Raw genomic sequence first — 20,072 nt, 5'->3', positions numbered from 1 at the left:
TAAAGCAGCTTAAATAACAAAATATTAAAACGGGTTGACTTTAGAACTGAAAAAATGTTAATATTTAACTTCAATTTAAAAAACGGAGCGAGATAATGAAATATTTTTGTTTTTTGTTGTCATTTGTATTTGTTTTAGGATGTGCCAAAGCCGGAGATAAGAAGGTTGTAATGAATGTAGGAAAGGATAAAACTACCCTTGAAATGCTAAAAAGAAGGTTTAAAGAAGCCCCCCCCACTTTACAGGGCTATATAAATTCCTCGGCAGGGAGAAAGCAGTTCATGGACCTGCTGTTGCGGGAACGGCTGGTAATAGAATCCGCAAAAGAGCTGGGGTATGCTAAGAAAAAGGAATATGTGGAAGGCATAGCTAACTACAAAAAAGAGCAGGCCAAGGCGTTCAAGGAATACCAGGAAAACCTGCTGGTAGAGCTTTTTGTAAAAGACCTGCACTCAAATCAGATATCCCCTTCGAACGAAGAAGTAATGAAATATTATGAAGACCATAAAAATGAATATGATAAGCCTCTTGAAATAAAGGCAAGGCACATTCTCCTGGCCTCAAAAGAAGAAGCACAGAAAGTGCTTGACAGGCTAAAAGCAGGAGAGGATTTTGCAAAACTTGCCAAAGAAGTTTCTATAGATCCTATATCGGCAAACCGGGGCGGAGAGATAGGCCCTTTTAAAAAAGGAGACCTGATACCGGAATTTGAAAAGGCAGTGTTCCCCTTAAAAAAAGGAGAGGTCTCGGATATCGTTGAAACTCAGTTCGGGTTACATATCATAAAGAAGGAAAATGAAAAGACGCTTGCAGCAAGGCCGATAGAAGAGGCGAGGGAAGAGATCAAAAGGCTTCTGGAGAAGAGGAAGTTCGATGCCTGGATCGAGACTGCCAAGGAGAAGAACAAGGTTAAAGTTGACTATGACGCAGTATCAAAGATCCCTTTTGAAAATAGCGAACAACAGCAAATATCGCAAAAAGAAGCAAAAAACAAATAATAAAAAGTTTGGGAGGATTTGTATGTCACGGTTCAGAGGTTTAGTTTTAATTTTGTTTTTTTGTATGCTCTCTCTTTCATCTGTATCGGCCAAGGTGCTTGACAGGACCCTTGCGATAGTAAACGGAGAGGCGATAATGCAGTCGGAGTTTGACAGAGTATCAACCCCGGTCCTGGACCAATATAAATTGATGACCCCGGCAGCCGAGCAGAACAAGGACAAAGTGGCAGAACTGAAGAAAAAACTTTTAGACCAGATGATAGATGAGAAAATACTGAAACAGGAAGCAGAAAAAAGAAAGATAAAAATAACCCAGAGGGATATCGATGAAGGCATACAGCAGGTAAAAGGAAGGTTCAAAGGCGAAGAGGAATTCCAAAAAGAATTGAAAAAAGAAAATATCACTTTGACAGAGTTCGAGGACAGGATAAAACAGCAGCTTATGGTAATGAAATTGACTGAACAGGAAATAAAAGCAAAAGCTGTAAGGCCTTCTGAAGAAGAAGTACAAAAACTCTATACCCAGATCACGGAAAAAATGAGCGGCAAGAACCTGGGTCTTAAACCGGAAGATGAGGAAGAATTTGATAAAATGGCGAAGTTTTTTAAGAGAATGACGTCTGAACAGGTCAGGGCCAAACATATCCTGCTGCAGGTGGATAAGAATGCGACTTTAAAAGTAAAGACAGACATGCTTAAAAAGATAAAAGATATAAAGAAGAAAATAGATACCGGAGCGGATTTTTCGGATATGGCAAAACAGCATTCCGAAGATACCGGTTCTGTAAGCCGCGGCGGCGACCTTGGGTATTTTGCAAAAGGGGACATGGTGCCTGAATTTGAAAAAGTGGCTTTTTCGTTGGACGTGGGAAAGGTAAGCGAGCCGGTCTTAACCGATTTCGGTTACCATATAATTAAAGTCGAAGAGAAGAAAGCTGCTACGAAGCTGTCGTTTCCTGAAGTAAAAAATGACCTGGAACAATACCTATACCAGAAAAATGCGCAGAAAGACTATGAAAAATGGGTAAAAGAACTGAAATCAAAAGCTTCTATCAAACTGAACGAAATAGAATAATAAAAGACTTCAGACTTAAGACTTGAGACACCATACTAAGGACAAGGAAAAAATAAATTAAGTCTGCAGTCTGTTGTCTGTAGTCTAAAGTCAATATTATGCCCCTTCCAAAAATAGCCGTTACCATAGGCGATCCTGCCGGAATAGGCCCTGAAATCGTAGGTAAAGCCCTTTCAGACAAAAAAATACATGAGATATGTAAGCCCGTAGTTATAGGCGGTACCGGGGTAATACCGGGTTTTAATAAAATATCAAAAAAATTCGGACTTCAGTCCTTTGAAATAAAAACAAATGAAATAGAGAATTTACAAACAGGCAGGTTCTCTAAGTTCACAGGCAAAGCTTCTTATGATTATATACTTAAGGCTTTTGAACTCATAACTCAAGGCCAGGTTAAAGCTGTGGTAACTGCACCTGTGTCAAAAGAAGCCATGTTTTTGGCAGGCGTGCATTATCCAGGACAGACAGAGCTGTTCGCAGACATATCAGGCACAAAAAAATACGCTATGTTGATGGTTGCAGAAAGCCTCAGGGCAGTGATGGTTACCCGCCACATACCCTTATCTGAAGTAAGTAAAAACCTTACGATAGACAATATTAAAGAAACAGCCCTTTTGGCTTACGATTTTATTTCAAAAAAATTCAGGATAAAGAAACCGAAGATAGTCATATGTTCTTTGAACCCCCATGGCGGTGAAGGAGGTATCTTAGGTAAAGAGGACAGGTGCTTTATCCTTCCTGCGGTGAGGTTCTTAAAAAACATAGGTTTAGAGGTTTCAGGCCCATGCGGCAGCGACAGCGCATGGCTAAAAATGAGCAAAAATGAGTTTGACCTGATGGTTGCTATGTATCATGACCAGGCCATGATAGGTTTGAAATGCCTGAAACCCAATAAAATAGTCAATGTTACAATAGGCCTGCCATTTATACGTACCTCTCCAGGCCACGGCACTGCTTTTGATATAGCAGGAAAAAATATAGCAGACCCTACATCTATTAAGGAAGCCATAAAACTGGCTGCCAGACTCTCAAGCTGACCCCACCCGGATATAAAAAGCATTTAAAATTCAATGCAATATTAAGTAATAACAATGATGCCAGGATCCCTCATCGGTAATGGCGATGAACAACAATATCGTTTTTCAGTACGTGATTAATTAGTTAAAGCTCAATCAGTTGTTCTTCAGTTCCGGCAGTATTTACAAATATTTTACAAAATTTCCCTTGCAATTTCTCGATTAAACCTTATAATTAATGTGTCATAATAATAATATATATATTGGGGTAAGATGAAAAATAAGCTGGTGCTATTAATAGTTTTATGCTTAACAGCTAATGCTTTTGTCTCACTTTTTACTATAGAACCAAAAACCAACACTACTTCTGAAGAAGCATTGAAAACAAGCTGCAATCCTTTTACAGCCTTATGTACTTTAATAGACCTTTCAATAAATACAGCCAGAGCTCAAACCTTCCCTTTAAGCAAGGATAAATCCGATAAAACAAAAGAAACCAAACAGGGCCAGGCAAGCAATCTATATTGCGGGACTTCAACAAGCAATCTATCCCCGATGTGGAAAACATGTCCGGATATGACTTTTCTGATATACGCTAAATCCAAAGTTACAGACCCTGGCTTAACTAAATTTTACCCGGAAAAATGGAGGAATTTACTCATCTTTCTGCTATTTATATGCATGCTGTATCTATTGCCGAGGGGTGCCATTGACAATAGTGCTATGTTTAAGTATAGGGTTAAAAGGCTTTAAAAGCCCGTCCTAGATACACACCTGGACGGGTTTTTTATTTGTTTAACAAAAATATGAAGATAAAAAAATTAACGGCTCTAATCACACTTATCTGTTTCGTATACTCATCCATAATAAGCCAGCCTTTACAAGCGGTTGTGGAAAAGCAAAGAGAAATAAAAGGCTTTAAAGAGATAATTGACAGCTTTTCCCTGCCCTCTAATGTTGGAAGGGTAACGGAGGCTTATAGTTCTGAGTTCGGAGTCCTGAGTTCTGAGTTTAAAGAACCAGGGTTTAGAATTGGCTCAGAACTGCGAACTAATAACTCAAATACTGTAGTTATCAATATCCAGGATCTGCACTGCCATTCTGAAGTTCAGCGGAATATTTCAAAAATATTATCAAACTTAGACAGCAAGTATCATTTAAATAAAGTATACATTGAAGGTGCATCCGGCCAGATTGACACATCAAACCTCATAAGGCTTAAAAACAGCGCAATAAAAAACAATATAATTGAAGCATTGCTTGATAACGGCAGGTTGAACGGATCTGAATATTATTCGATACAATCCGGCAAAGCGCAGATCCTTGCCGGAGCAGACGATGAAACTTTTCATACTGAAAATATAATAAGATTAGCCGGCATACAGCAGGAGCAAGGCAATATCAAGGATATAATACTGGATTTAAGAAACAGTATTGAACCGATCGAGAATGCGTATTTAAGTTCAAAAAATAAAAAGCTGGCTGACCTGCTACAAAAATACAAAGAAGGCAGGATAAATTCAAAGAAATATTATGAAAACCTTCTAACTTATGCACAGAAATCAAGATTAAATATTTCAAGATTTGAAAACCTGAACAGGTATATAAATTCTTTTAAATCTTCGGATAATATCAACTATAAGAAATTAGCGGTTGAATTAAGGCAGTTTCTAACTTATTTGAAACAACAGCTTCCCTACAGCGCTTACAGCCTTTTGGCGGGCAAAACGAGTAATTTTACCGATGGTGGCGAACTCTACGGATGTATTTCAAAAATAGCAAAAGAAAACAGATATGACCTTTTGAAAAACTTTCCCCAGCTTGAAAAATTTGTTGCTTACCTTGAAACAACCCGGAACATAAATCCTGCAGAGTTGATGGACGAAGAAAAGAAACTCATTAATGGAATAAAATCAGTATATGCAGAAGAAACCGCTGAGAAGGAAGTCCTTTTCTTATGCCAGTTCTTAAACTGCCTTGATGGCTTCCTCTCGTATAAAGCAACTCATAAAGATTACAAGTTCATAAAAGCCAATGAGGCGAATTTTAAGATTTTGTGGTCTAAATATCTCGGAAACAACAGATATGCCCGGCTGGAACCCTATATAACCCAGCTCGATGAGTACTATGGGGCTAACCTTAAGAGAAACGAATGTTTGCTGGAAAACTGCAAAATAACCGGTTCAGAGCCATCTTTAAACTACCCGCGGCCGGACACTGCCAAGGGCCTTGGTAAAACTTTAAATAGTGAGAAAGACATACAAAAACTGCTTGATAATGCAGGTGAAATAGTTGTTCTTGTAACAGGCGGATTCCATACGCTGGGGCTGTCAGAACTCTTAAAAGAAAAAAACATATCTTATCTTGTAGTCACACCTAATGTTTCAAAAGATGCAAAGGCCTCAGAGCTGATTTACAACACTCTGCTTCAAGAACAGAGCCAGATGTTTAGCAGCGGCCTTGCATTAAAATCCTTCGCGGCCTCTTTACAGCAGGGCCAGGCAAAACCCGAGGAATTAATAAATGCAATAAATGTTATTTTTGCCGAAGCAGTAAAAGAACAAATACCTGCTGAGCTAATACAAAAGCTGCTTATCGAATTTGCCAGTACAGACAACATAAAACCTGAAATTAGTAAAAACGAGAAAACTCTCCAGTATCAATTAACCGTTACATTTAACTATACAAATGCAAAAGGCCAGAGCAAATTATACAAACAGGTGTTTGTCGCGGATAAAAACGGGGTTTCTAAGTTCAGTGAATTTAATTTAGCACTTAAATATGACGAAAAGACAAAACAGCGGCGCTACCATCTCATGCAGTCTTTGGAAGCCAGTGATGTTTTTGATTTAGTAAAGACAGCAACGTCTAAACAAATGGGCGGGAATGATTCCCTGGCCCCGAAACCTAATAAATTTAATTTGATAATAAATAACCCGTCAAAAGCCGTGATTGTGGGAGAAACAGACGGCGAAAAACCGGAAAAAGCAGGGGCTATCTTAACAAATAGAACCAATAAATTCCCCAGGACCTGGGAAGACAATTTTAAACCGGGTTTATTCAATATTATCTATGAACAGCTTAAGGCAGTTATGCTTAAACTTGCAAATAGGAAACTTCCCACCATACTTTTCTGCTATTGGATAGCGACCAAGCCGGGGATTGGTTCCGGCCCCGAGACAATTGAAGTTGTAAAGAATTATTATAACCAGTATAACGTAACTCACTCAGATAAAATAGATTTTCTTGCAGCTTACTCCAGGGCAGGGGATTACAGGAAAACAAAAGAAGGGCTTATAGGTCAGGCTTATCGTGAAAGGCATAACGGAAAAGAAATGGAGCTGGAAGACTACTTAAGGCTTGTCCTTACACGTGAGATATCTAAAAAAATATCAGATGGCCAGGAACTGCTCTCTGAAGACTTCGATGTTATTTTCAGCTTAACCCAAACAGGTATCCCGCTTAACCTCTTATGGCAGAAATGGGAACTGAAGTCTATCATGCCATTTGACCCTACTATATCTTTTCATGTGTCTAATGCTATTAACAGCGGTTTAAAGCCTGTGATAGGGATTATCCCGAACAGCAGACAAGAAGACCTTGAGGCCGCGGGAAGCAATGTCTTGGTAGTATACGCGCCTAATGATAAGGAAAAAATTGATTCTATCCTTACTGGAAAGATATACATCAACCACATCTCGCCTTCACTGATGGGTCTATTCAAGAAATTAGCAACTAAGCCCGGTGCCGGTGCATTTGCTGCTTTAAGTTTGAATTTAAACAAATTTTTGCAGGTTATGGGATTAGGGCTTGGCCAGTGGGCTGTGAAGCTGGCAGAAGCTGTTACCGTAGAGGACATGCATGCGAATGACCTGAAGAAAAGGTTTATAACTCAAGACAAGAATAAAAAAGAGCTCGGCCTTAGTGCGGATAATTTTGAAGTAGTGCCCATAAAAGACGGGAGTTTATTTTACAAGAGAGTGGGAAACAGAATAACAGGTATTCCGGCATATTTTGCCCAGGAACAGGACGCTCAAACCGGCGGGACAATATACCGGCTTTACATATACCAGGGCTACCTGGATTTATTGTTTAATTTAAACGATAAAAGGGCAAAAGAATTACAAGGCGTATTTGGCAGGAGCCACATAGATGAGTTTGCTTTTGAAGAGATAAGGGAACTGGTTAGTATAAATAAGTTAATTAAACAGGGAAACCAGCCGTACACAGCTTACCAAAAAGCACACCGAAAATACCCGCACCAGCCGTTGTTCATAGAGTTACTTATAGAAGCAGGAAAAGAAGCAGTTAAGGAAACAGAGGGCTTGAGCCAGAAGCCTTATGATACAGTGGTGCGCCCGGAACAGCTCATGTACGCCGGTGAAAAAGAAATAGATCTATCTGAAGAATTCAAGCGGGAGATGTTTACAGAACAAGTGCCGCAAATGATTATAAAGAGCCTGGCTGAATTAATGGGCAATACAAACTTTGAATTTATAGAAAGGAAGGATTGGGATAAGGATAATTTCATAATAACTTATCCGGAGCCGATAGAAGTAGACAGCGCTATTATACCGCGTATGCCCAAGGCAAAAAAGACAAGGAAAGTTAAGATAGAAAAGACAATAAAGATACCAAGAGATATAAGCTTCTTGGAAATGATAGATTTATTAAAACAGCTTGATACAGGGTTTGGCATACAAAGCGAAGATCGTTTGAACAGATTGAATATGATGACAAAATATTTGAGAAGCGCCATAGGGTATCTTGAAGAGTTAAAACAAAGCTTGGAAAAAGATAAAGATATAGACAAAGAAGTATTAGATTATTTAGGAACGGTTATATCGGGATTCAGGGCACTGATTAAAGAAGAGGGTGCGATAGAACTTACAGCAGATATGCGTTTGCTGGCGGAGAGCTGGCTTGGTATAGACAAGAACTGGATAGAATATATAAAGGCAAGGTCCGCAGATATAGAGGAGTCTAGGCCCGGGTTTAAAAAGAGGCTATTTGAGTATTACAAAATAAAATGGGCAAAAAATATAGCCTATGAGTTGTCAAGCCCGTACAGGGAACTTCAGTCAACGGTACTTGAGCAGGGCGGCAACACTTTGAAAACAATAAAAACAAAACCTCAGCTTTGGGAAGAAAAGGTTCCCGATGAACTGCTGCCGACTTTACTTGGCAAGATAAAGGGAATAACAGATAATATTCCTGATAAGGTAAAAGGTGTTGAAAGGCAGAAGCAAATAATAGAAACAGTCCAAAAAGAAGTTGAAAGATATTTTGAAGATGATTTATTTAGCGCTACAGAGAAGGTAGCGCTCTTAAGAAAAGCATTGAGAGCTGAAGCAAAGGCACTCGGTATTTCTGCTCAATTACTGGCTAGTTTAAATGAAATCCAGCCAGCTACGATTCTTGAAACAAAACATATGTTATGTGTTATGCAGAGTTATCTTTGCGGCAGGATATTGGAGAAATACGAATTTAAAGTATATGGTTTAAATGTAGCAGAAACTGATAGCGGGTATCAAGAAGGTCATGTTGCAGTTCTTTGCAGGTTAGAAGATGGTTCGTATTATCTGGTTGATGCAAGATATCCTGAAGGGTCCGGCCCTGTTCCGACTAAAATATTAAAATCAGGAGAAGTGGAGTTAGGACTTAAAGAAACAGCTGTTTTGGAAAAGGAGTTTTATGGAACAAAGCTTCATCAAAGGGTACGAATACTTGAATTACATAATGCTGTAACAAATTCCGTATTTCATAGCTTTGGGGTGTTGTACTCTAGTCATGGAGATGTTTTTGAGAAGCAAGGAAAAGACAAAGTAGCAATCCAAATGTATGAACTATCAATAGAATTGTTCAAACAGGCACTGAATATTAACCCTAAATTTACAACTGCGATATATAACATTGGAATGACATATACTCATCTTGGAAATGTTTTTATAAAACAGGGTAATAAGAAAGAAGCAATACAAATATATGAACAGGCAATAAAATCATGCAATCAAGCCCTGAATATTAATTCCAAATTTGTAAAAGCGAGAGATGGGCTAGGGAAGGTATTATTTCAGCTAGGAGATATATTTAGGAAACAGGGTAATGATAAAGAAGCAACAAAGATGTATGAACTGGCGATAGAATCATATAAGAAAATGCTAATGGAAAGCCAAGTTGTTGTGGATGAAACTATTAACCGTGAGATTATATGGAGTAAGCTTGAGACTGTTTATAATGCTGTCGGGAAATTATATGAAAAACAGGGGAAGCTTGAAGAATCGGAACAAATGTATGCCTTGGCGGACGAAGCAGGTAAACATGCGCCCTATAACAATGCAAGATTGATAGCTATAAGACAAAGCTCGTTTGCAGCCATGCCAGGTAGCCGCTGGCTTGAGAAAACTGTAGATTTATATAAGAAAGTGACAAGTTTTGGCAAGCAAGGTTTTAACGATTTGCCGGATAGTGTGCAGGACAGTATCAGAGCCTGTGATGAACAGAGAATAGCTCCCTTTGTGGAATTACCGAACTTCTCAATGTTGCTGGTCAAATATATAATTGCAAGAAGAAGCGGGGATTACGAAGGGTTTAGAAAAGATGTTATAAAGTTTTTTGAAGAGCACGGCTACACAGAAGCAAATTATGATTTTAAATATTTTCTTGATGGCATGAATGGAATCATGCAAGAAGCGTTTAACGCAACACTTAGCATATTCGGCCTTAAAATACCTACCTTAAAATCAATAGCACTTCTAATCATCGGCCACAGAACATACAATAAACAAGCAAGAGAAAAAGGCACGATAGAATCTGGCAAAATTGCTCCTGTAATGACAAAAGGCAAAACAAAAGGCACAACAAGCGAAGAAATGGATGAACAGGCGGCAAGGATATTTATTGAAAACAAGACTGAAATAATGAAAGCTTTGGAACCGTTTAAGGAAATTACGGGTCAATACGGTTACAAACCGTGGGCAGATTTGTATAAAGCTGCGGGAACAAATGCCACCGAATTGTTTTTCTCTGGTATTCCTGAAATGCGGAGGTTATTCGGAGACGCCTTCGAATTCTACTGGCCCGGCATAGTGGAGTTAGGCAAGGCATCAGAAGAAAATGCAAATGATTTATTTACTATCGGTGTTCCTGCAGTGAAAAATATATTTGGAGAAAATTTTGAATTATACTGGCCCAGATTGGTGGAGTTAGGCCAGGCAGCAGGAAAAGATACAAATGAATTATTTATAGCAGGGATTCCTGAGTTAAAGGAGTTATTTGGGAATGAGTTTGAAAAATACTGGATCGGGCTGGTAGAGCTTGGCAAGATTTCAGGGAGAAATGCAAAACATTTATTAATGTTTGATATACCTGACCTGGGTGAGTTATTCGGAGATGAATTTATAAAATATTGGCCAGGAATCTTTGAATTAGGAAAAGCCTCAGGAGAAAATATCGATAATTTATTTAGATTCGGCATTCCTGCGGTAAAAGAGCTGTTTAAGGACGAATTTGAAAAATACTGGCCTGGGCTGGTAGAGCTTGGCAAGGCATCCAGGGAAAATACAGATGATCTGTTCAGAAATGTCCTTACCAATATAAATGAGTTATTTGGAGACAGGTTTGAAAAATACTGGCCTGTTTTAATTGAACTTGGCAGGGCCTCAGGAGAAAATGCATATTATCTGCTTAAATATGCTTCACCTGCGATAAAATATTTTGTAAAGAATGAAGAAGGTTTAATCTGGTTAGAAAATAGATTGAAATATGCAGAGTTTTTTATTTATTATAAAAATAAAGATTTTAAGGCAGAAATAAAAAAGATATTAGACGAAAATTTGTCCGAGGACAAAGAAAAAGCACGGTTTGGAGATTTATTAGAGAAATGGTTTAAGGTCGGAGTAAACAGGGATAAACTGTTTGAGAAAAGAGCTACCCCTTATGGAGCACAGGAAGCAAACAGGCTGTTCAGACAGTACAGCGCAAGGATGAAGGCAAAGAACAGTCAACCCGTAGAAGCAGATTTTAGCAGGTTAGCCGGAGGAAAAGTAAAGAGGCAGCTGCCTGTAATGGACCAGACGTACAGGTTCCAGATAGAAGGCAGAGAAGGAGTATATATTTTTAAGAAATTAGATGAAAGCAACGGCACAACAGATATGGATGAGCTTATAAAAGAAGCAACGCTGTTAAAGGCTATTGAGGAAGGTATTGTAAGGGTAAGAAATAGAGAAGGTGTTCCAATAGTAATAACGGATAAGGCAAGCGGAACAAGTATTGTAAAGCTGAAAAATGCGCCGGAAGGACTTGATGGGGCGCTAGGAATATTGTACAGGGCTCCGGAGGACAATTTTATGTATGTCACCGGAGAAGATCTAATTGGCCAGGTTGCAGACAAGGAAAGCCGCAGGCTGGCAGTAGAGGAAGGACTGACAAGATCTCTGGATTTTGCAGTGGATTTATGGCAGCAGGGTATCTACAGGGACGAGGCGATGTATCACAAGAGGCAGAAAGATGTTATGTTTGACGGGCTGTATTTTGTTGAGGGGAAAGCAATAGACAGGATATCTCTTGGAACGTTAAGGAGATGGTTTTCATATCCCAATGCCTCAACGGAAGGTTTGAGGGACTACGGGCATTACAGTATGACCGGCAACAGGAAAAGACAACTGGATGCAATAGGCCGGTACCTGTTGCATTTTACGATATTGTCAGCCGCAGCATTTTACAATGAAAGGATGGACCAGGCCGCTTACAAACAATATATTGAGTCTCAATATGCCAGGTTTGGGGTAAAGCCGTATGAAAGTTTGGCAGATGAGATGTGGCAATTGGCACAGAACCTTCCAAAAAATCTGAAAGCCGGCAAAACTATAGTAGAAACTAATGAAGGGAATGTCATTGATGAATATGATTCAAAAGACGCAGGGATGCTGGCAAGTATAGCTATAAAGCCTGAAACCTCGGATGCAATATTTGTGGCAAGTCTAATAATACACCGCAAGGCAGAAAACAATGTAAGTTGGAATACCTTTGACTTGTTTCCTATTGCTGTATCACTAACCGGCAGCCACTTAGCGGAGCGAACTATTAATTTTATGTTAAAAATAGTTACTTTTGGACGATCGGGTTTTAACAGCCTGCCGGAAAAGATGCAATTACGGATAATAGTATTTGATGAACAAGAAATTCTTCCCGTACTGCTGTTTCCCAGGTACTTTGTGCTTTTATTATTATATATAAAAGCAAAAATAAACGGAGATTACGGTGCATATAATAAAGCTGTATTCGAATTTTTTAAAGAGCATGAATTCAATGAAATATATTATCCTGATTTTAAACATTTTAAGAAAGAAATAAGAAAGATTATGGAAGATTCTTTAGGTGAGCTATTTAGAGTATTTTCTTTCAGTATTTTCACTTTACTAAAAAAATCTCTTGAAATAACAAACTATATAAAATCTAAAAAAGAAAATATAAAGATTAGTGCGCCTTTCCTGGATAAATTAACCCCTGCCGGTAAAGCGAGACGAATTAATGATAACCTTTATGGAATGTTGTCTAAAGATGACTCCCTGGCAAGTGTTGCAGATGTCAGGCGGCTCATCGAAAATGCAAGGATAAAAATAGTAGATGAAAGTGAACTTTTTTGGTTTAAAGATAACAGCATTAGAGAAGATTTCTGGTATGATAAGACCCAAAAGGGCAGTGTCTTATGGCAGGCAGAATTAGACAAAAATGGAAGGCTTGAAATCAGGCTTAGCAGCAGAGAAGCAGCAGCTGTCCAGCAAGGCAATGAGGAAGGGCTTAATTTAAACTTCCTTGCCGGGTCAATAGTACTTGCCTATCATACCGATCCGGCAAGAAAAGCCCGCAAAGAACCGGATTCTCTGCCCAATATTACTAGAAAAGACGCTGAATTTTTCAGGCAGATAGCTAAATCTTTAGATAAGCATATGCTGGTAACAGGCAGGGTTGGGATGACTGAAAATCTTGCCCAGCGAAGATACAAAGGGGCGCATCTTTTTGCAGAGGCTATAAAAAATTCGCCTAATCCGTCTATCAGTGAAACCGCTCCTTCCAAGCTTACAGACTTTAAAGTTTTTTATGCAATGCTTAATAATCATACCGGGCAGGAAAAACTCGATATACTTGATTCTCTCGGCATGTTTGAAATAGCCGCAGATACGGATTTGCAGTATATAAAACAACTGCGGTTGTCTTCCGGCATGGCAGAATTAGATGTTTCCCTGCGTGATACTATTTCAACCAGGGAATTGAATTGGACAAATTTTGCTTTATTTATTTCAAACAGGCTGGATAAACTCACTGAGGAAAGGCTGAGAAAATATTTTGCAAACAAAGATTTTGTTTTTGATTATTACAACCTTTTCCTTTACTATTTTAGAAGGGACCCCTACGGGGCTACTTTCTCGCCTGATGGGAGTGTAAGGGTCAGCGACAGCGAAAAACCGTTAAAACAGGCTGCGTTTGAAGCATTAAAAAAGGAGCTAGTAAACGATTTAAAAGCAGAGCATGATGAAGAAACCCTTATGCGCTTTCTTGAAAAATGTGACCTGGCAATAGTAGGCGAAGAAACTTTCACTGAAATAAAAATTGCCAGCACCGGATTGAAAAAAATAGTAAAAAAGGTTGCAAATGAATCCGGGACCAAATATTATATCCGGTTAAATTATTCAATAATTGACGACCTTGCAAACGGTAAACCTGCTTCTTCAACTTTTTTAAGGGCCTTGGAGGAAGAATTACAAGAAGTTCTGGCAGAAGTGAAACAATCAGATATGGATTTGCGCCTTGGCACAGCACGTTTAGGCTCTATGAAACTGTCGGCCCCTGTTCCGTTACCTGCGATAGATACAGGCTCAGAAATAGCAGGTTCCGCAGCAGCCCTTAAAAAGCCTGGGCTTGAGGATGAGGACATTGAACGACCTTCGAAGAGATCAATAATAGGTATAATTACTTCCAGGTACAAAACTAAAGTAGATTTTAGAGCTGTTTCTCAGGTGTTTACAAAGGTTGGAATTAAAGACAGGAAGGAAATAACAGATAAAATTGATATATACTTTACAGATAAACTGCCGGATGGGATGCAGGCCTACGGCAAAAAACTTGGTGACAGGTTAGCAATCATAGTAGACAGAGACTATATTAGTCCAAAGAGGCTTGAGGGGACGGCTTATTTAAGGCTTGCCGAAGTTATAGACCATGAATGGACAGAGCACATGACGAAAGCCGAAGCAAGAGATAAAAGAACAGATCACCAGCGTGCTGCAGCCCGGCAAAAACAGTATTTCTCAGGTAGCAGGAAACAGCTGACCCAGTATCACCTCTGGGTACTGGAACACATGAATAAAGAACAACTTGCGGGACTGGTGAATGAATACGAATCCCTGAGCAATAAAGATAAGAAAGCCAAAGGGTGGGATACCGGTTTATTGAATAATTATGAGAAAATGTTTTTAGAATTTGCAAAGGAAAGGATAGCCGTAGAAGACGAAATTAAAATAGTTAAAATGATTGGCTGGGAAGCAAGAATAATGCCTGCAACCGGTATAGAGAAAGTTGACAGGTTTCTTTTTGAAATCATACATAGAGATGAAATAATGTATTTTAGTAAAGACTGTGTAAAGACCTATTACTTGGAAATAAGAAAGAAAGTTGTTGACAACTATAAAAAAGGCAGGAAATTGGATGACGGGGTGCCGGCTCTTTACAGGGATTTGCTCGAAAGTAATATCCTTGAGAAAGACGAGATTTTATCCCATTTTGGTGAAAGTAATATAGATATTGTGGTAGATGGATATAAGGAGTTTTTGAGTGATCTGCTATCCACAAATAAAGATTGGAAACTTCTTTCATTTGAGATTGATAAGAATTTGGTTTATCTCGGTGTTCTTGGTTATGGGACTAAAGCGCTGGTGTTAAGAGTTAAAGAAAGAGGCAGTGATGAAGAATTGGCCCTTAAAACCCCTTTTGGCAGCTATTCAATAAAAAGTCAATATGATGTAATGGATAATTTAGACAAGGCAGGTATTGAAGGTGTTGTAAAACCCGTAAGGCCATACGACAAGGCTATCCTGATGAAAAAAGTAAACGGAATAGACCTTGAAAAAGCAGGTAAACAACCTTTGAAGTTCATTGAAAAATTAAATGAAATTATAATGAAAATAACGGAAGAAGGTTATATCCTTGAAGACTTTGATTCGCAGAATGTAATGGTAGATTCTTCCGGCAATCCGGTCATAATTGATACCACATATAAATATGCCGGCAAACAAGATATTTATAATTTAATATTACAAAACTTCCAAAGAGGAGTTTTAAGTATTGAAAAAGACTATTGCAATGAATACGGCACAGAAGGTTTTGTAAGTATAGAAGAAAGATTGAACGAAGTCGATGCTGTCCTGCACAGGAGCTCTAGTGTATCAGAACAGCAAAAGATCGATCTTTTAAAATTCGCTATTTTGAACAGGCATGTAAAATTGCCGGGGAGTTTTAACTCAGGTGCACACTTAGAAGAATTTATATCAGGATCAAAGCGTGCTGATCAAATGGCAGGCGAGCCGGCAGTCCTTATTTCAAAAAATAGCCTTGAAGACTATGCAAAGCTGAAAGGCAAGGACGTAAGCCAGTTGACTGAGAAAGAACTTGAAGAAGCGGCTTTAGAGTATGCTCCGATTGCTGAAAAAGCAGAAATAGAAAGGATATTTAGATTAAAAAGCATTCCAATAATAGGAAAAATATTAGCGTGGTATCTGATAAACCGGTTTTTAAATGCTCACAGGCCTGCCGGTATAAATAACGATGAATGGAATAAGCGCAAGGAAATTTTACGGGGCGGATTGAGCTTCATTGAAAACACAGTAAATACCATAGTAGACAGCTCCGGGCCTGTTGACAGGCAGATGTTGAGCAAAACAGCTGGCCTTGCTGCAGGTGCAATGCTTGGTACCGGAGTAAAAGCTCAATACACAAAAGAAGTACTGCAGGCTATGATAATGTCAAGCATGTTAAAAGGCCTTGACCTTACAGGGATAAACTTAAGCAGTTTAACAAAAGAGGATCTTGCTAACATCGCCGCACATACAGCCTGGAACCTGACACACAGTCCTGAAGAGAGGCTTTCGACACTTGAACAGCACAATCCGTATGAAACAGAGGAAACAATTAAGGTTAAAGGGCTTATTGACGAAATAAGGTATTCACAAGAATCAGTTAAACATTATTCAAGAGCTCCGGACGTTCTTCCTATACGAAACACAAAGGCTCCGTGCAGTGTAGGCTGTGCCTGGTGTTATCTTAACCGCCCCTTGCTTGCCCAGATAAGAAAACAGGAACAGCTTACTGCCCCGTCCCTGGATCCAAAGACCGTCTCGGACTGGATTTCCGGGCTTATGGATATGGGATATAACGTTTATGTCTGCGGGGAAGAGACTTTTGACAGCCCGGAAACATTTAATTTGATTTTAGATGAATATATTAAAGTAAGGAACCAGCGGATTTCAGCAGGCCAGAAAGTTACCAGTTTTGAATTTATAACTGCCGGAAAATGGTTTATCGAACACCCTGAGGCTGTAGACGGGTTTTTTAAGGAAATAAATGAAAAACTTGGAGACAAAAAGGATATTTTCATAGCAATGAGCTGGGATACGAGCAAGGTTGATAATTTTTCACGGCTCTATCAAATCCCTAAAGAAGAAGTGTACAACCGCATGGCTCAAACTATATATCTTTTCAGGAAAAACTTTCCTGATATAGCCACCCAGAAAGTTAATTTAGTAGCGCATGATTTTGGCAATGACAGAGAAGGAAAGAGAGAAGAACGCATTAATGCGTTTGTGGCAGAATTAGATAATAGGCTGCAAAGTTTCAACGATGGCAAAAAACCTGCCGATGGCTACTATTCTATAGACAGGGACCGGCCTATAAATTTACTAAACCGAGGAAATATTTTATGGGCAATAAAGGAAGGAAGGTTATTGCCAGGTGATTTTAAAACATTATATTCAGCATGGAAGGGGTGTGCAGAGAACCAATTAGCACCAAGGTTTGAATATGAACCAACAATTGAGGCATATGAAGGACGCATTGCTGTCAGTGCAAATTTCCCTGAGTTATGGCGCTGGAATGTTGACGCTGAGAACCTGAAGGAAAGGGTTTTTGAAACGCCTTTTCATAATCCAATGATACGCACCTGGATGGATATTAATGAGGGCGGAGATGAAGTTAGATATGCAAGTAACTACAAATTACCGGGTTTTGCTATGTCTTTAATACCGGAACTGGCAGACGTCTATGTGCCTGAAGACGGGTTTGCAGATGTACTAATGTCATTTGTCTGTTCAGATTATGTTCTAAAGCACAAAATAGCATTGTTATATACATTGGATTCTCTGTTTAATGAGGTAATGAGCGGTAAAATTGAGATTGAAAAAATGTCTCCTGAGCTCGTCAGTTATCTTTTGGATGAAGAAATAGTTAAAGCATACTTTATTTATTTACTCAATTATTCTTCAAATGATGACAAGAAAAAGTTTGCCGGCTATACCCATACACTGTTATTTGAAAATGCTAAATTAGACGAATCTGTAAAACCTGAAGAAAGATTTGCTTCCTGTTTGAAAGAAGTCATGTTCCCAAGGCTTGCCAAGGCAGGGGTTTTTGGAGAAGAAAAAATATCTTTTGACACTATAAAAACAAAGTCATTAGGCCCACTCAGGCAGAAACCGGTATTTCCTACGCCTGCAGGACTTGCAAAACCTGTAGTTTCGCCAATTAACCTGGACTGGCCTGCACAAAATACAGAAGCAGAAGCAAAGATGTCAGAATTGCTTGAAGCAATAAAGCAGATAAATACGAGTTATTCAGTTGAAGGAAATAGATTTGATGACAGACTTAGACAACCTTATAAAGAACTCTTGAAAATACTGCCGGAAATCCCGATATTAAACCAAGCTGAAAAGGCAATCTCAACAGTCTTGGACAGCATATTGGCATGCAGGGCATGCAGGGCATCAGGACCGTCTTATTTGTTTGATGCGATTGCAGAATTGGCAAAAAGAACAAAATTATTTAATAAAAGTTTTGCATATATGGTTTGTGATGAATTATTACGTCAGTCTTCATTCGTGCAGGATGAAAGGGCTGAAAGGATTCTTGAATGTATATTTACTGTGTTATCAAGAGTGGATTATCCTGACAAGGTTTTAGAGCGAAAGTTATATGATTTTCTTATAGGTTCGATATGTGAGTATAAAGGATATACCACAGTCTCAAATATAAAAGAAGTCTTATCCAGGCTTCCGTCTACTGTTAATACTCAGTTAATTTCTAAATTGTTGGAGTTGGACAGTTTAAAAAATGAAACCATGTATTATAACTGCAACAAAGGTGTGCTTCGTGACCAGTTGAATAAAATATTAAGTGAATGGTATGGGTATGAGCCAGTCAAAAAAGAAGAACCGCTGCAAACAAAAGAAATTAAAACTGATGTTGCCCCGGCGGAAATTAAGAGTGCTCAGGAAATTCAGGCTGGTATCGACAGGGCAAAGTCCCTGCATAGCCGTATATTAAAAGCGCTTAACAGCAGTAATTTCCAGTCCCAGGCTATGTGGGGCGAAGAAAAGCGCTGGACTTTGGGCAAGGATAGAGACGGCAGAGAAGTCAGTGTTTTTGTTTCGCCTTATCCAAATACCCGGATAGGGATTGGAATATCTATCATAGTGGATAGAAATGAGAAATATGTGTTTTCCATTGATAAGCCTTTAGATGCTGAGACTGAAAGAAAGATTATAGAGCTTTTGTCAGATGCAGGTTTGGACATTCCTATGCTTTTTGGCTCAAGGGTTGAAGATGAAGATTTAAGCCAAGTTTACGATGCAATGGCCAGATCTGGCAGCCGCATGTCTGAGAATGTCCCAGAAATTTATTCACAGCATATGAAATTGAGTGGAATGGATGATTTAGTAAAAGAGTGGCTGTCAAAATCTCCCCGGCAGCATTTAATAGCGGTTGATGAAAAAAACAATATACAATACTCTGAACCTTTTCAAGGTTTCTCACCTGATACTTATGCCCTGGTATTAGACGTAGCCTATATGGAAAGGAATGAAAAAAATATTCAATCTGAAAGGGAAAATCATAAAATTGTCTTGGCTCTTTCTGAAGTAGATATAAATGCGAAGCGCATCCGCTCCTGGCTGATAGTAAATGACGGAGGCCAATTAATAGGCATAGACCAGAAAAAATTTTCCACATTGCCGGACGTATACGTTCAAGATGAAGTTGAGTATGACAGGTTGAGGGGGCATACGTATAAATGGATTTTAGAAAATAAATTTTATCCGTATACGGAATTTGGCGTAAAATTTATGGGCGATGATGACATAGATTTTAATAGGATATTACCTGTAAAACCACTTAGAAAAAATAAAAGCCAGGCATCCGCACTAATAGGTTTAACCATTAATAAAACAACTTCCAGAGATATGCCTGCCCCAGAGGCAACTAATACTGAACAATTGGCAGGCGAGCCTGCTGTCATTACCTCAAAGCCTACTTTTGAAGATTATGCAAAGCTAAAAGGCAAAACAGCAGCTCTTAAGGTACCGGGCCTTGCAGATGAGGACATTGAACAGCCTTCAGACGAATTAATCGAAAGGGTAATTAATAGTCCTATAATGACAGTAGATTTAAGTGCTGTTTCTGAGGCCTTTAAAAAGTTTGGAATTTATGACAGGGGAGGAATAACAGATAAGATTGATTTACGCTTTTCATATGACATGCCGCAAGGGATGTACGCGTACAGCAAAAAAATAAATGATAAGCTAATAATAATAGTAAGTGCGCACTATGTTTATAGAACAGGATATTTCAGGCTTGCCGAGGTTATAGACCATGAGTGGACAGAGCACATGGAAAAGGCTGAAGCTGGAGATACGCGCACACCTCACCAGCGTGCTGCTG

The 20,072-nt window shown here is 39.0% G+C and carries 5 protein-coding genes (1 of these 5 only partly in view); all 5 read left to right on the top strand.

What is annotated here, in order from left to right:
* Positions 1-95: 95 nt before the first annotated feature.
* The gene (locus tag LHV68_04455; protein MCB4791120.1) at positions 96-998 is read left to right on the top strand and encodes a peptidylprolyl isomerase; all 903 of its coding nucleotides are present in this window, start codon (positions 96-98) and stop codon (positions 996-998) included.
* Positions 999-1,020: 22 nt separating this feature from the next.
* On the top strand, positions 1,021-2,073 hold the full coding sequence (locus tag LHV68_04450; GenBank protein MCB4791119.1) for a peptidylprolyl isomerase: 1,053 nt from the start codon (positions 1,021-1,023) through the stop codon (positions 2,071-2,073).
* 98 nt (positions 2,074-2,171) lie between these two features.
* Positions 2,172-3,110, top strand: a complete 939-nt coding sequence (gene pdxA / locus LHV68_04445; GenBank protein ID MCB4791118.1) for a 4-hydroxythreonine-4-phosphate dehydrogenase PdxA — start codon at positions 2,172-2,174, stop codon at positions 3,108-3,110.
* A gap of 252 nt (positions 3,111-3,362) precedes the next feature.
* Positions 3,363-3,842, top strand: coding sequence for a hypothetical protein (locus LHV68_04440; GenBank protein ID MCB4791117.1), 480 nt, complete (start codon positions 3,363-3,365; stop codon positions 3,840-3,842).
* Between the two features lie 53 nt (positions 3,843-3,895).
* A protein-coding gene (locus LHV68_04435; GenBank protein MCB4791116.1) for a TIM barrel protein crosses the window boundary here: on the top strand, positions 3,896-20,072 show its beginning. 21,731 nt of this gene lie beyond the right edge of the window; only the first 16,177 of its 37,908 coding nucleotides appear in the window; the start codon lies at positions 3,896-3,898; its stop codon lies off the right edge, out of view.

This window comes from Candidatus Liberimonas magnetica (assembly GCA_020523885.1).
Taxonomy (GTDB): Bacteria; Elusimicrobiota; Endomicrobiia; order Endomicrobiales; family JAFGIL01; genus Liberimonas; species Liberimonas magnetica.
Note: the sequence above shows the minus strand (reverse complement) of the source record. Positions and strands in the feature narration are given on the sequence as shown.